We start from the raw sequence: 12611 nt of genomic DNA on the forward strand, positions 1-12611 counted from the left end.
GGACGTCGAGTCTATGCCCATTTCTGCTTTCTGTGTTTTCTGTGCAGCCATTTGATGATTCAAGTCACACAAGCGCATGAGTCGCTAAAAAAACGTTCACGGAAAGGATCGGCCCCCCACACACCTAAATTTTAAACCTCCTGGCCCAATTGGAGGTCGACTGCTGGAGCCTAAGAGACTGGCAGCCAGGAGCTAACATTTATGATCGGTGTCGTGATACCTGCCCATAACGAGGAAAACCAGATTGCTGCTTGTCTTTCATCTGTGTTGCTAGCCGCCGCGCACCCTTCATTGGCCGACCAGGAAATACGGATAGTTGTCGTTCTAGATGACTGCTCTGACCAGACCGATAAGATCGTTGAAGCGCATGGTGTATTTAGGCTCGATGTTTGTTATCAGAACGTGGGCAAGGCTAGAGCTACGGGTGCAGATCTCGTGCTGGCAGCCGGTGCAAACTGGCTAGCATTCACTGATGCCGACACTGTGGTGCCACGCGATTGGTTGGCACGTCAGATCGAGTTCAAAGCAGATGCAGTCTGTGGAACCGTCGAGGTGGACAGCTGGGCTGACCATGGCGAGTTGGTACGCTTGAAGTACATGGAGCGCTACGAGTTCATCGAAGACCATAGACATATCCACGGTGCCAATCTAGGTCTGAGTGCTGAGGCCTATCTCAAAGCGGGTGGCTTTCAGCACCTCACTGCGCACGAAGACGTCGGCCTGGTCGCTGACCTCAGCAGAATCGGTGCTCACATCATCTGGACTGCGAAAAATCCCGTTATTACCAGTGCTCGGAAGGATTACAAGTGTCGCAGTGGATTCGGTGAGTATTTGTCCAGTCTCGGTGAGTCCCTGAAGATGCCTGTCCTTGATCCACATGTGAGTACTGGCCTATCCCTTTGACTCTGGAGGTGGGTGTGGAATACATCGATTGGGTGCAATGGCCAGCCATGGTGGTAACAGTAGCGTCTGCCTGGTTTATTGGTTCGCAGCGGGCCTATAGACGGATGATCGCTTTTTGGGGATTTATCCTTAGCAACGTTCTCTGGGTGGTGTGGGGGCTCAACGCCGACGCCTATGCGCTGATTGTGCTTGAGTGCATTCTTCTAGGAATGAATGCCCGAGGCTTCAAGAAAAACCTCACCGCATTCCGGTCTGCTAGCTGATACCTTCGGCGCAGAAAGCTATCGCACCAGAAACCCCGTACGAATCCATGAATGAGCTCAGATTCTGGAGTTTCCCTTTCAGATTTTACCTCCCCAATGATCGGTACCAGTCTGCGTAGGGGGTATTTGAGACCTGGTGCCGGTTGTCGTCTGGGCTTCCATCGTTCCACCAGACCGGGCCGCGCTCCCCGAGCGCGACTTTTGCCACCTGAACCTTCTCTCGAGCGTTCGATATTTGCTGACCATCGTCAGACGCTTTTGCCAGCTTCACTTCTCGCCGCGCGCTCATCAGGTCATTCACCAGCCTCTGACGCAAAGCATCTGGCAACGATGGATTTGTGCATCGCCATAGCTTTCCTTCAACAACGAAGTAGCGACCATCTGGCGTGACGGGGTTCATTGCTCTGATGCCTTTGGGACACTTTCTGGAATACCGGTGATATCGACGTTGATCTGATCAGTCTCACCCAACGAGCTGTAATGCTCCCGAAGTTTTCTCAGCTCTCGTGAGCCCAGTTTCTCCAGGGCCAACGTGGCATCTTGTGCATCTTTGGTGGCTCGAATCAGCTCATCGATTTTCAGATGCAGTATGTCGTTATCTCGGTTTTGAGTGTTTTGAATCAGGAACATCATGAGGAAGGTGATGATCGTTGTAGAAGTGTTGATGATCAGTTGCCAGGGTGTCGTTGTAGTGGAAATATGGCCCAGTCATGGCCCACACAGCGATCAGTACGATAGCGAGGAGGAAGGTTTTTGAACTGCCGGCCCAGTTGGAAAGCGATTGGCAGAAGCGTGCGAATTTCATGGTTGCAGACTCTTGTTGTGGATAACTGATTGACCTCAGTGAGTCTTTGAAATTCTTTTTTACAAATTCTATTTCATGGGCTAGTCGCACGAATTTTCTTCGATTGTTAAGTCCCGGCTCCGCTGGCTTACCGGGCGGAGGAAGCCATAAGTCAAATGCTCTGAACCTATTCATCAGCCATCGACTCCACCGGTAAACATCTCGTCCGGGCTAGCAAAAATGAATGTCTTCAGAGATTTGCTTACGCCATTCCAAGAGCAGCGGCTACGTGCCTTGGATGCATGGCATTGTGCGCTCGAAAACAGAGTGCTGCGGATGGATTGCCCCGATGCCTACCACGAGGAACTGGTGCGTCAGACCGATGAGATGGATCGCTTGAAGATGGTTACCTGGAGCGAATGGCGAGATCTACGGATGGAAGCTGATCGGGCTTATCTGAAGGCTGTTGCAGGTGGCGATTATCACGGCTGCCCCAAGAGCAGGCTGGAGGAAATCGAAGATGGCCATCGCCCAAGAGACCATTGATTACCTGCGCGAGCACTCGCTGCTGCTCACGACGGCAGAGTCCTGTACTGCCGGCAAGATCGTGACGTGGCTGTCTGAAGTAGAGGGCGGCGGTGAGTTTATTGAGAGCGGTTATGTGGTGTATTCGCCCCAGGCCAAACAGCGTTTGCTGCATGTCAGCCCGTACACCATCGCCACTTTCAATCTTACGAGCGTTGAGGTGGCCCGGGAGATGGCCCTGGGGGCGCTGCAAGACAGCACCGCCACTGTTGCTGTCGCCACCACGGGCATCCTTGGGCCTGAAGATGTCGACGGTATCCCCGCCGGTACCATCTGCTTCGCCTGGGCGTTTCAATCTAAAGGTGCAAAAGAAGTGTTCAGTATCGAGCAGCATTTTGTCGGTACTCGCTGCCAGGTTCAGAGGCAGGCAACGGAGTATGCCCTGCGTCAGATTCCTCATTTCCACCGGCGTGTGATGCGCTCTGAACCGGGCCAAGCTGATGAATGAAGATTCCAATCATCCGGATCTGAAAAGCCGCGAATATCCTATCAAGGAAGACATGGAGTATCAGGTCAAGGTATGGCGCTTCGAGCGAATCGGTTGGTATGCGCTGGTTCTGCTGATGGTTTTGGGGCTGGCAGGGTTGTTCTCCCGGGGAGTGCTGAGCTCTAGGGAGTTGCACAGTAATGACGGCACTCTGCAAGTGGAATACGAGATGTTCCATCGCAATGGCTCTACCAACTCCATGAAAATCAGCCTGAACGCAAAGCCAGACTCTACGGTTGAACTGGAATTGGGTGGAGAGCTTCTCGATGGCTTCAGCATCGAGACTTTGCAGCCTGAGCCGGCACGCTCTCGGAGTTCCGCAAAAGGCATGCGGTTGTGGGTGCAGACCGATGCCGAAGGCCAAGCCAGTCTTTTCCTGACATTGCGCGGTGATGGGCTAGGACTGTTTCGCAGCAGCGTAGTCGTTCCTGGTGTGAGCGACGTAAAACTTACCCAGTTCATTTTTCCGTAGGTGATTTATGGATTCAGTATTACGTGCGGCGGCGATGTATGTGGCGCTCATGGTGCTGTTCAAGATCGCCGGAAGACGTTCATTGGCTGAGCTGACGACCTTTGATTTTGTGCTGTTGATGATCATCGGCGAGGCGACTCAGCAAGCCTTATTGGGCGACGATTTTTCGCTGACCAATTCGATGCTGGTGATTGTCACGCTAATAGCCGTAGACGTTGGCCTTTCGCTGCTCAAACAGCGTTCGGGATGGGTTTCACGCCTGATCGATGGTGAGCCGACGATCATTGTCGAGAACGGCAAACTCTTGCACGGGCGCCTACGCCATGCACGTTTGGTGGAGGCTGATGTGATGGAGGCGGCGCGATCCAGCCAAGGCATTGAAAAGCTGGAAGAGATCAAGTTTGCGATCATTGAGCGCAACGGCAAGATTTCGGTGATTCCACGGGAGAGTTGACGGACGAATACCCTTTTCCGACTTCGACATATTACTTTGAACACTCGACCGCGCGTTGACCCTAACGGATACCAGTCTCAGGAGGGTTGGATCATGTCAGAAGCTATGAGTTACTTCTCGATTGCGGTGGCGGTCATCATTTTGCTCGTCGACCTTTGGGCAATTGTGAGCGTGTTCCGGAGTGAAAAAACAGTTGGAGTGAAGGCGGGATGGGCCATTGCGCTCATCGTGTTTCCGGTGATTGGATTGATCGTGTGGGGAATTGCAGGACCGCGCGGCGTCAAGCAGGGCCCAACGTCCCCGGAGCACAGCAAAGGTTAAGAATTGCCCGTCTGTCGTCAGCGGCGAAGCTTTTTGAAATTAACCGAAGCGCGCTCCCTTCAGATGAATATGGGTTGGCATTCGATTTTCTGTCGGATGAATCGCAACCCAGATTCGCCTGAGGAGAATGTCATGTTCTTACACAACAAAAGACTTCAATACACCGTGCGAGTAGCCCAGCCCAATCCTGGTCTAGCAAACCTTTTGCTCGAGCAATTCGGAGGCGCCCAAGGAGAGCTAGCTGCAGCTTCTCGCTACTTCACTCAAGCTTTGGCAGAGGATGATCCAGGTAGGAAAGACCTGCTGATGGACATAGCCACTGAAGAGCTCAGCCATCTCGAAATTGTGGGTTCAATCATCGTGATGCTCAACAAGGGCGCCAAAGGCCAATTGGCAGAAGGCGTTGAAGAAGAGGGGGAGCTCTACCGCGCGATCAACGGCGCCGGCAACGACTCCCATATCACCAGTTTGCTCTATGGGGCCGGCGCACCACTCACCAACTCTGCAGGGGTACCGTGGTCGGCGGCTTACGTTGACACGATTGGCGAACCGACAGCAGACATGCGCTCCAATATCGCTGCAGAGGCCCGAGCGAAGATTGTCTACGAACGCCTGATGAATGTTACCGATGATCCTGGAGTGAAGGAGGCGCTCGGGTTTCTGATGACACGAGAGATTGCCCATCAGCTCTCGTTTGAAAAGGCCTTGCATTCGATCCAGCCAAATTTCCCACAAGGCAAGCTGCCTGGCATGCCTGAGTTCACCAATGTCTACTTCAACATGTCCCAAGGTGAAGGAAGCACACGTGGGCCATGGAATCAGGGTGATGATTGGGAGTTTGTAGAAGAGCCAGCACCCGCAGTGGATGGTGGCGACGGATTGGCGAGCGTCGAGCTCAGTGCCGAGGACGAAGCACTGCTGATGGACATGAAGGCCAGGACAATGTCCGACCCTGACAGCAACCCTGTCACCGGGGCCGATCTAGGCGCCGGAGCTCAAGGTGAACCTCAGCCGTAAGTCAGCAACCGCACGCTTTCGAGCGTGCGGTTTCATTTCTGTTTACCAACCAGAGGGTAATGCAATGTTGACCAGACAACAGCCGCGTAAAGAGCAAGACTTCGGAAAATTGTTTCACACCACCTGTGTTTCTTACGAGCGAGAGGCTCAGCGCGCCTCCAGAGAGTTTTGAATTCCTTCGTTGAAAAACCTGTGGCACAAAAATAAGGAGGTTCAATGTCGGAGCCGTCCACTCACTTGAACGCCCAGCCACGTAGCCGCCATCAATGGTTAATCCGAACCGGCTGGGGCGGACTGGTCTTCTGGCTGCTTCTAGCGGTCGTTGGCGTCCTATTGCTGATCAGCGGTTACGGTGCACTTACCGGTGCGAACAGAAGCAATCTGCATTTGGCGGTGGTGGGTGGGCTGTCCGGCTTTGGTGCAACCGCACTAGGGGCAGTCCTGGCGATTGCGATGCGCGAAATTGCCGCCCGTACGCAAGACATCATGCTGGGTTTCGCAGCCGGGATGATGCTTGCTGCCAGCTCTTTCTCACTCATACTTCCCGGGATTGAGGCGGCACGGGAGCTTTGCGGCAATCAATTTCTCGCAGCCTGCATAGTGATTGCAGGGCTGGGTCTGGGCACAGCATTGATGGTGGGGCTAGATCGATTCATTCCTCACGAGCACGAGAAAAGTGGTCGACGAGGGCCTCAGGCACAACGTATTAATCGGGTCTGGCTGTTTGTCCTGGCTATTACGCTGCACAACCTCCCAGAAGGTATGGCTATCGGGGTGAGTTTTGCGAGCGGCGACATGAAGGTCGGCTTACCCCTCACCACCGCAATCGCCATCCAGGACATTCCCGAAGGTTTAGCCGTTGCGTTGGCATTGCGTGTCACTGGTCTTTGCGCATGGCGTGCGGCGTTAATCGCAATTGGTTCAGGCCTCATGGAACCACTGGGCGCGGTTGTGGGCTTGGGCATCTCGACCAGCTTCGCGCTGGGCTATCCCCTGGCTCTCGGTCTTGCTGCCGGTGCAATGATCTTTGTCGTATCGCATGAAGTGATTCCCGAGACCCATCGCAATGGCCATGAGACGCCGGCAACGATGGGATTAATGCTCGGTTTTGGGGTGATGATGTTCCTCGATACGGCATTGGGTTGAGCGCGGAATGCACTTCGTCGGCGCCATGGCGAGAAACTTGGAACAGCTAGCTCCGGGCCTGGGTCAGTCCTCTTGTACAGCCGGTGAATGGCTTGTCGCGCTCTCAGCACATGTCCTCTTTCGGACAGTGCCCACTCGACTAGAAGGAATGCACCCGATGGCTAGAAAAACTGTTGAAGACCTGTTTATCCACGAATTGTCGGACATCTATAGCGCCGAGAAGCAAATCACCAAGGCGCTGCCTCGATTGGCCAGGGCGGCGACCAACCCGCTTCTGGCTGATGCCTTCACCTCTCACCTCGAAGAGACTCAGGGTCAAATCGAGCGAATTGATCAATTGGTCGAGTTGACTGGATTGAAGCTCAAGAGGATGAAATGCGTGGCCATGGAAGGGCTGGTGGAAGAGTCCAAGGAGTTGCTGGACGAAATAGAGAAAGGCGCCGTGCTTGATGCCGGTTTGATTGGTGCGGCACAAAAGGTGGAGCACTACGAAATCGCCAGCTACGGCACGCTGATCGCGATGGCCAAGCACCTCAAACTGGATGACGCAGTGGCGCTTCTGGCGGCAACTCTGGCCGAGGAAAAAGGCGCAGATGAAAAGCTGACGAAGATTGCGGAGCAAGGAGGCAATCAAGCAGCGACATTGAAGAAGTAGCCGCTAATGAAATGCGGTTGCACTGGCCCTCACACCACGGCAGCGAGATTTTTCGCGCCGTGGTTTTTTTAGGCTGTCCGTATCCCAAGATTGATCAGGAGTTAGTTACAACAACGCTTTCATCGATCACGGGAATAGGAGTTTCATTGCTTCCCGGCGTCAGAATGACCTTCCTGCAGTCCTCTTCCTTCTTGTCAAAGATCCTGTAGCCCTCTGCAGCTTGCTCCAGGGCCATCCGGTGGCTGATGATGACTTCGGGAGCGAGCCGACCCGTTTCGATGTGCTCAAGGAGTTCGGGCAAATACTTCTGCACGTGAGTTTGCCCCATCTTGAAGGTCAGGCCCTTATCGAAGGCGTCGCCGAAGAGGAATCCGTGGATAAACCCCGAATAGACGCCGGGCACGCTCACAACGCCGCCTCGTCTAACCGCTGCAATACATTGGCGTAGTGCTTTGCCGCTACTGCCCTCCAGCTTCAACGTAGCTAGCACGGTTTCTGTGGTGCTGCCTTTGGCTTCAAAGCCCACCGCATCGATCACAGCATCAACGCCGCGCATGCCTTTGGTCTGCCTAATGATCGTGTCGGCGGGGTCGTCGTCCTCGTCGAAATTAATTGGAATCACGCCATAGGTTTTCTGCGCATAAGCGAGGCGATAAGGGTGGTGATCGACCATGAAGATCTGCTCTGCACCGCGCATGCGTGCGCAAGCGGCGCTCAACAAGCCGACGGGGCCTGCGCCATAAATGGCAACACTCGAACCATTGCCAATTTCAGCATTGGTCACCGCCTGAAAAGCGGTGGGTAGAATATCGGAGAGGAACAGGACTTTTTCGTCAGACAGGGTACCCGGCACTTTGAACGGCCCTGTATTGGCCTTAGGCACCCGGACATACTCAGCCTGTCCACCCGGTATGCCCCCATACATATGGCTGTAACCAAACAGCGCGGCGCCAGGTGGAATCGCTTTTTTATTGATGATCGCGCCGCGACCGGTGTTGGTCGTTTCGCACGCAGCAAACAAATCCATCTGACAGAAAAAGCAGCTTCCGCAAGCGATAACGAATGGGATCACTACGCGATCACCAGGCTTGACAGCAGTCACTGAGGATCCTGTCTCCTCGACGATACCCATGAATTCATGGCCGAAAATATCGCCATGTTCGACTGTGGGGATTTTTCCTCGATACAGGTGAAGGTCTGAGCCGCAGATCGCAGTGGCGGTCACGCGAAGAATGATGTCTTCACTGTCCTCCAGGACAGGATCGGGAACCGTGTCGACTTTTACGTTGTGCGTGCCGTGATATGTGAGAGCTCTCATGGTGTGCCGCCTCTTTCATCGCTTGATGGTAAGCGGGAGAGGTTATGCAGAGGAGCTAAGTTCAGAGTTTGAGAAATCAGCAAGACTGGCGGTCTGCTTGTCCTGATGCCACGAATTGAAGAGTCGATGAAAAGTTGGTTGGAGCAGCCCACGTGTAGCGCAGGCGCTTCCGGTCGTTAAGGCCTTCAGCAGGCGGTTTCAGACGCTTCCAACGAAGAGCTCTGGGTAGAGTGAGTGAGTTGCTCCACCAGCTCGTCTATGGGATCCGGCAGCTTTGGAGCCTTCGTCAAAATCAGGCATTGCCGATTGCCAATAAACTCTTCAACCAGATAGAGCGAATCGCCAACGTCGACCCCCATTTCCTGCAACGCTTCGTCAGGGATGCGAACAGCGCCATCGCCATTCCAATCTTCAATGGTGATTTTGACTGAAGTATTCATTCGGTTCTCCATACAACAGCTTCAGATGTTTACGACTCAAGGCTGCATACACGGCGTCTTGGCCAGCGCCGTGATCTCATGCTGCTAGTAGCAAGACAATGACCGCATCCGAATGGTTCGATGTGTTGGAGCAGGACTCGATAAGGATATGGATTCTTCGGGCACCTGGGCCCGGCTAATGTCAGCACGTTTCGACAAGAATATTCACGACATCGGCATGAGACTCCTGCTTGGCAGAACCAGCGTCCAGGGAGCGCCATGATGGGAAAGTCAAATAGGCCACCCGTTGCTCCAACTGTTCGGTGTTTTCAGTTCGCAGCCAGCACTGGCGATTACCAATGACTTGTCGAAAAGGGGTAGAAGAAATGCTCAGCCACATGACCATGACTGACGAGCAACGCAAGTCAGTAATCCTGCAGTATTTTCGTGCGTTCGATAACGGTGGTACTGCACCTGATGGCAGCAGCATTCTTGAGCTGTTTGCACCGGATGCTCAGGTGTATTTCCCAAAGTGGGGGATTGCGACTGGCCGTGAACAAATCGGCAAGATGTTTGCCGATTTAGGTGCGCGGTTGGTTTCGATCACTCACGACTATGCACATTTCAATTGGGTATTTTCGGGTTCAGATACGGTGGTCGTGGAAGGGGTTAGCCATGGCGAGCACGTGGATGGGAAATGGAGGGCCGGCGATCCCACATGGGGAGCAGGTTACTGGTGTGATGTGTTCGAGGTCAGGGACTGGCTGATCACAAGGTGTTTTATCTATCTCGACCCTGATTATGGGAGTGCGGATGTCGAGCGTTATCCTTGGCTTAGCCGACCGCCGGTGTGATAGCGAGGCCTCACATCCACATGAGGGATACAGACGCGGGTCTATGTGAAGTTAAGACGTGCGCTTATGGACGGATTACCGGAACGCTTGCGCTATTGACCATGTTTTTCGGAGCCCACAGCCCGTCCATAAACCTGCGAGTCGGGTGCTCAGGAAAAACGCTATGTGTCGCGCCTAAGCTACCCAAAGCAAAAGCTACGAATGTTGCAGTAAAGATGGTTTTTACGCTGATCATAAACCGTACCGTTTGTGGCTAAAAATGAAGGTCGGAAGGCGGGGACGCGGGCACCGATCAGGTGCCCGCTGCCAGGGTCAACTCACTTTTCGCTGAGGTGCGCCGTGTACCATCGTGTAAGCGTAATCAACGCCCATCCCGTACGCGCCGCTGTGCTCGAGTACTAGCTCCATCACAGCTTCGTAAGTGTCCTTGTGAGCCCAATCGCGTTGAAACTCGAGCAGCACTTGCTGCCAGGTAACAGGCACCGCGCCGGCTTGAATCATTCGCTGAACCGACATGTCATGTGCCTCTTTGGTTGTGCCGCCCGAGGCGTCCGTGACGATGTACACCTCGTAGCCTTCAGCAAGCGCATCCAGCGTTGGAAAGTTCAGACAGACCTCAGTCCATAGTGCAGCAATGATGAGTTTTTTACGGCCCGTCGCTTTGACGGCTTCGACCAGTTTTTTGTCCTCCCAAGAGTTCATCGAGGTGCGTTCGATGGGCTGATGATCGGGGAACACGTTGAGCAATTCTGGCCATATGTAGCCACTGAAACTCTTCGTTTCAACTGATGTGAAAATGGTAGGGACGTTGAAGATTTTCGCGGACTTGGCCAAACCAATCGCGTTGTTCTTCAGCGTCTGCCGATCAATTGACTGTACGCCGAAGGCCATTTGTGGCTGGTGGTCGATGAGAATCAGTGCGGAGTTGGTCGGGTTCAACAGTTCACGAATAGACATTTTAGTGATTCCTCAAGGCATTGATGTTGGTGGCCGGAATGGATATGCCGGTTCAGCGGATGAGCTGTTGCGGCGGCTTGGAACACAATCTACGACCGGTGACGACATCCAACAATTAGCCTGTTTTGAGAATCATTGATTCCGAAATCGGGACATTCGAGTCTGTTGCTTCAGTGTTCCAATGCTCGTCGAGGAGAAAGCTTTTTAGATTGGTGGGCCTCTCTGCTGGGGAGCCTATTGCCTGACGCATTTGGTCGATTACTTCGTCGAAAGCACATTCGTTCAATGCACGACGTATCGCCGCATATATATCTATGGTTCTTAGCCATCCTGGCTCTTCCAGATGACGGAGCCGACTCATGAATCGGAACGACCTACGCCGCCTCGATCTCAACCTATTGGTGATCTTTGAAGCGCTAATGTTTGAAAGGAATCTCACGCGGGTCGCCGCAAGGCTCTTCATGGGGCAGCCAGCTGTGAGCGCGGCACTGGGGCGGTTGCGCGACCTCTTTGATGATCCGCTTCTCCTGCGCAACGGTCGCACGATGGAGCCCACTGCTCGTGCGCTGGACATATTGAAAGAGCTCAGGCCGGCGTTAGATACGATTTCTGATGCGGTCAGTCGGGCGAAAGAATTCGATCCATCAACCAGCTGCGCTACATTTCGAATTGGTCTGTCGGACGACGCGGAGTTTGGATTGTTTCCCCCACTGCTGGCCCGCCTTCGAAAGGAAGCTCCGGGGATCATCGTAGTGGTGCGTCGGGCGAATTATCTGTTATTACCGTCTCTTCTAACGTCTAACGAAGTCTCTGTCGGTATCAGTTACACCACTGACCTGCCCGCGAACGCTACGCGTAAAAAGCTGAGAGATATTGGAGTTAAAGTGCTTCGGGGGGACACGCGTTCTACCCCTCTGACCCTCGACGAATACTGCGAACGAGGTCACACCATGGTGTCCTTTTCTGGCGATCTCAGCGGCAATATTGATCTCGACCTTGCGAAGGTTGGGCGTACGAGGTCTGTGGTAGTAGCAGTACCTCAGTTCAGCACTCTTCGAGCGCTACTGGTCGGAACAGATTTGATCGCAACCGTTCCCGACTATGCAGCATCTGCGCTCGTCGAGGGCAGCGGTTTGCGCGCGGAAGATCCCCCCTTTCATATCGAGCCTGCCGAGCTATCAATGGTTTGGAGCAGAGTGCACGACAACGATCCAGCGGAGCGCTGGCTACGCTCACGCATCTTTGAATTCATGTCGCAGGAAACGCGGCCAATCCTCTGACTGAATACCGAACTAGGACTTGAATGGCATGAGGTGCCTTCATCGTTTGCGCATGTCGGCGACCGTCTGTACCACATATGGCCCCATTATTTTCAGATTTACGCCATGTGTACATCTCGCTTCACGAATGCGTACTCACGGCAGCACGTTTATTCAATAAGGATTTTTTTTTCCGTTCCATTATGGACATCGAATCCGGAGCAGGCCTACATCAAGTCGTGGCTCCGAACAGTTTCCAGGGAGTAACCATGTACTCGAATTCTAATGATCGTCTGCAGGATTTGGGGCTTCTCTTCCTCAGAGTAAGCGGTGCTGTTTTTTTGTTATGTGTTCACGGGTTACCGAAGCTTTTCGATTTCAACGCTCAGTTGAAGCTGATCGAAGACCCATTTCACATGGGGGCAACTACAACGCTCTGTATGGCGCTTTTTGCCGAAGTGTTGTGCCCATTTCTGATTATCGCAGGCGTGCTAACACGGCTTGCTTGTTTGCCAATTTTGTTTTTGCTACTGGTCGCCTTGGTGGTGGTTCATCCGGAGTGGACGATTGATCAGGCTCAGTTTGGATGGCTTTTGACCATCATTTTTACCTGCGTATTAATTACGGGCCCTGGTGGTCTCGCCCTCAATAGTCGGCTGGCTGGGGTGCTCCGTTATGCCTGAACCCGCGCCGTCTCAATTGGCCCATTGCATTTTT

General features: G+C 53.5%; 17 protein-coding genes and 1 pseudogene. 13 read left to right on the forward strand and 5 right to left on the reverse strand.

The genetic code is table 11. The features are described 5' to 3' along the window. The first annotated feature begins 201 nt into the window (after positions 1-201). Positions 202-903, forward strand: a complete 702-nt coding sequence (locus tag LJX93_RS09430) for a glycosyltransferase (protein ID WP_227697019.1) — start codon at positions 202-204, stop codon at positions 901-903. Between the two features lie 14 nt (positions 904-917). Then, positions 918-1166: a hypothetical protein gene (locus tag LJX93_RS09435; protein WP_227697020.1), complete on the forward strand. Its 249-nt coding sequence runs from the start codon at positions 918-920 to the stop codon at positions 1164-1166. An 85-nt stretch (positions 1167-1251) separates the two neighbouring features. On the opposite strand, the gene LJX93_RS09440 is transcribed toward LJX93_RS09435, so the two are convergent. Both LJX93_RS09440 and LJX93_RS09445 read right to left on the reverse strand, forming a co-directional pair. After that, positions 1252-1566, reverse strand: a complete 315-nt coding sequence (locus LJX93_RS09440; protein ID WP_227697022.1) for a hypothetical protein — start codon at positions 1564-1566, stop codon at positions 1252-1254. Beyond that, positions 1563-1971, reverse strand: a pseudogene (locus LJX93_RS09445) (low affinity iron permease family protein). Before LJX93_RS09445 ends, LJX93_RS09440 begins: the two are co-directional and overlap by 4 nt. 219 nt (positions 1972-2190) lie before the next feature. On the opposite strand from LJX93_RS09445, the gene LJX93_RS09450 reads away from it, so the two are divergent. From LJX93_RS09450 to LJX93_RS09485, 8 genes are all read left to right on the forward strand, one after another. Next, positions 2191-2496 carry a hypothetical protein gene (locus LJX93_RS09450; RefSeq protein ID WP_227697023.1) on the forward strand — a complete coding sequence of 102 codons (306 nt, stop codon included), beginning with the start codon at positions 2191-2193 and terminating at the stop codon, positions 2494-2496. Then, positions 2471-2983, forward strand: coding sequence for a CinA family protein (locus tag LJX93_RS09455; protein ID WP_227697025.1), 513 nt, complete (start codon positions 2471-2473; stop codon positions 2981-2983). The genes LJX93_RS09450 and LJX93_RS09455 overlap by 26 nt, the downstream gene beginning before the upstream one ends. Next, positions 2976-3494: a hypothetical protein gene (locus LJX93_RS09460; RefSeq protein ID WP_227697026.1), complete on the forward strand. Its 519-nt coding sequence runs from the start codon at positions 2976-2978 to the stop codon at positions 3492-3494. The genes LJX93_RS09455 and LJX93_RS09460 overlap by 8 nt, the downstream gene beginning before the upstream one ends. A 7-nt stretch (positions 3495-3501) precedes the next feature. Further along, positions 3502-3948, forward strand: a complete 447-nt coding sequence (locus LJX93_RS09465) for a DUF421 domain-containing protein (RefSeq protein WP_227697028.1) — start codon at positions 3502-3504, stop codon at positions 3946-3948. A 93-nt stretch (positions 3949-4041) separates the two neighbouring features. Then, complete coding sequence (locus LJX93_RS09470) at positions 4042-4269, forward strand: PLD nuclease N-terminal domain-containing protein (protein WP_227697029.1); 228 nt, start codon at positions 4042-4044, stop codon at positions 4267-4269. Positions 4270-4401: 132 nt separating this feature from the next. Further along, positions 4402-5286 (forward strand): manganese catalase family protein, encoded by an 885-nt coding sequence (locus tag LJX93_RS09475; protein ID WP_227697032.1) that lies wholly within the window; start codon positions 4402-4404, stop codon positions 5284-5286. Between the two features lie 216 nt (positions 5287-5502). Continuing rightward, a complete protein-coding gene (locus tag LJX93_RS09480) occupies positions 5503-6432 on the forward strand; it encodes a ZIP family metal transporter (protein ID WP_227697034.1) in 930 nt (309 codons plus the stop codon). 157 nt (positions 6433-6589) lie between these two features. Beyond that, positions 6590-7087 (forward strand): ferritin-like domain-containing protein, encoded by a 498-nt coding sequence (locus LJX93_RS09485; RefSeq protein ID WP_227697035.1) that lies wholly within the window; start codon positions 6590-6592, stop codon positions 7085-7087. A 94-nt stretch (positions 7088-7181) separates the two neighbouring features. Here the strand turns inward: LJX93_RS09485 and LJX93_RS09490 are convergent, their stop codons facing one another. Continuing rightward, the gene (locus LJX93_RS09490; protein ID WP_227697036.1) at positions 7182-8405 is read right to left on the reverse strand and encodes a zinc-dependent alcohol dehydrogenase; all 1224 of its coding nucleotides are present in this window, start codon (positions 8403-8405) and stop codon (positions 7182-7184) included. Positions 8406-8590: 185 nt separating this feature from the next. Then, positions 8591-8845 carry an AbrB/MazE/SpoVT family DNA-binding domain-containing protein gene (locus tag LJX93_RS09495; protein WP_227697037.1) on the reverse strand — a complete coding sequence of 85 codons (255 nt, stop codon included), beginning with the start codon at positions 8843-8845 and terminating at the stop codon, positions 8591-8593. A 365-nt stretch (positions 8846-9210) separates the two neighbouring features. Here LJX93_RS09495 and LJX93_RS09500 point away from each other — a divergent pair, with 365 nt between their 5' ends. After that, positions 9211-9678, forward strand: a complete 468-nt coding sequence (locus tag LJX93_RS09500) for a nuclear transport factor 2 family protein (protein WP_227697038.1) — start codon at positions 9211-9213, stop codon at positions 9676-9678. 312 nt (positions 9679-9990) lie between these two features. Here the strand turns inward: LJX93_RS09500 and LJX93_RS09505 are convergent, their stop codons facing one another. Further along, positions 9991-10635 (reverse strand): hydrolase, encoded by a 645-nt coding sequence (locus LJX93_RS09505; protein WP_227697039.1) that lies wholly within the window; start codon positions 10633-10635, stop codon positions 9991-9993. A gap of 359 nt (positions 10636-10994) precedes the next feature. On the opposite strand from LJX93_RS09505, the gene LJX93_RS09510 reads away from it, so the two are divergent. Both LJX93_RS09510 and LJX93_RS09515 read left to right on the forward strand, forming a co-directional pair. Beyond that, positions 10995-11915 (forward strand): LysR substrate-binding domain-containing protein, encoded by a 921-nt coding sequence (locus LJX93_RS09510; RefSeq protein ID WP_227697040.1) that lies wholly within the window; start codon positions 10995-10997, stop codon positions 11913-11915. Between the two features lie 248 nt (positions 11916-12163). Beyond that, entirely contained in the window at positions 12164-12577 is a 414-nt protein-coding gene (locus tag LJX93_RS09515) for a DoxX family protein (protein WP_227697041.1), read from the forward strand. Positions 12578-12611 lie beyond the last annotated feature (34 nt).

Origin of the sequence: Pseudomonas sp. HN2-3 (assembly GCF_020691745.1) — a bacterium.
Lineage (GTDB): Bacteria > Pseudomonadota > Gammaproteobacteria > Pseudomonadales > Pseudomonadaceae > Aquipseudomonas > Aquipseudomonas capeferrum.

Bases quoted from the DNA above. Each gene is read 5' to 3' on its own strand.
- LJX93_RS09515 (WP_227697041.1), top strand. From the start codon at position 12,164: ATGTACTCGAATTCTAATGATCGTCTGCAGGATTTGGGGCTTCTCTTC.
- LJX93_RS09495 (WP_227697037.1), bottom strand. From the start codon at position 8,845: ATGAATACTTCAGTCAAAATCACCATTGAAGATTGGAATGGCGATGGC.
- LJX93_RS09460 (WP_227697026.1), top strand. From the start codon at position 2,976: ATGAATGAAGATTCCAATCATCCGGATCTGAAAAGCCGCGAATATCCT.
- LJX93_RS09475 (WP_227697032.1), top strand. From the start codon at position 4,402: ATGTTCTTACACAACAAAAGACTTCAATACACCGTGCGAGTAGCCCAG.
- LJX93_RS09485 (WP_227697035.1), top strand. From the start codon at position 6,590: ATGGCTAGAAAAACTGTTGAAGACCTGTTTATCCACGAATTGTCGGAC.
- LJX93_RS09430 (WP_227697019.1), top strand. From the start codon at position 202: ATGATCGGTGTCGTGATACCTGCCCATAACGAGGAAAACCAGATTGCT.
- LJX93_RS09490 (WP_227697036.1), bottom strand. From the start codon at position 8,405: ATGAGAGCTCTCACATATCACGGCACGCACAACGTAAAAGTCGACACG.
- LJX93_RS09500 (WP_227697038.1), top strand. From the start codon at position 9,211: ATGCTCAGCCACATGACCATGACTGACGAGCAACGCAAGTCAGTAATC.
- LJX93_RS09440 (WP_227697022.1), bottom strand. From the start codon at position 1,566: ATGAACCCCGTCACGCCAGATGGTCGCTACTTCGTTGTTGAAGGAAAG.
- LJX93_RS09510 (WP_227697040.1), top strand. From the start codon at position 10,995: ATGAATCGGAACGACCTACGCCGCCTCGATCTCAACCTATTGGTGATC.
- LJX93_RS09455 (WP_227697025.1), top strand. From the start codon at position 2,471: ATGGCCATCGCCCAAGAGACCATTGATTACCTGCGCGAGCACTCGCTG.
- LJX93_RS09470 (WP_227697029.1), top strand. From the start codon at position 4,042: ATGTCAGAAGCTATGAGTTACTTCTCGATTGCGGTGGCGGTCATCATT.
- LJX93_RS09450 (WP_227697023.1), top strand. From the start codon at position 2,191: ATGAATGTCTTCAGAGATTTGCTTACGCCATTCCAAGAGCAGCGGCTA.
- LJX93_RS09480 (WP_227697034.1), top strand. From the start codon at position 5,503: ATGTCGGAGCCGTCCACTCACTTGAACGCCCAGCCACGTAGCCGCCAT.
- LJX93_RS09465 (WP_227697028.1), top strand. From the start codon at position 3,502: ATGGATTCAGTATTACGTGCGGCGGCGATGTATGTGGCGCTCATGGTG.
- LJX93_RS09505 (WP_227697039.1), bottom strand. From the start codon at position 10,635: ATGTCTATTCGTGAACTGTTGAACCCGACCAACTCCGCACTGATTCTC.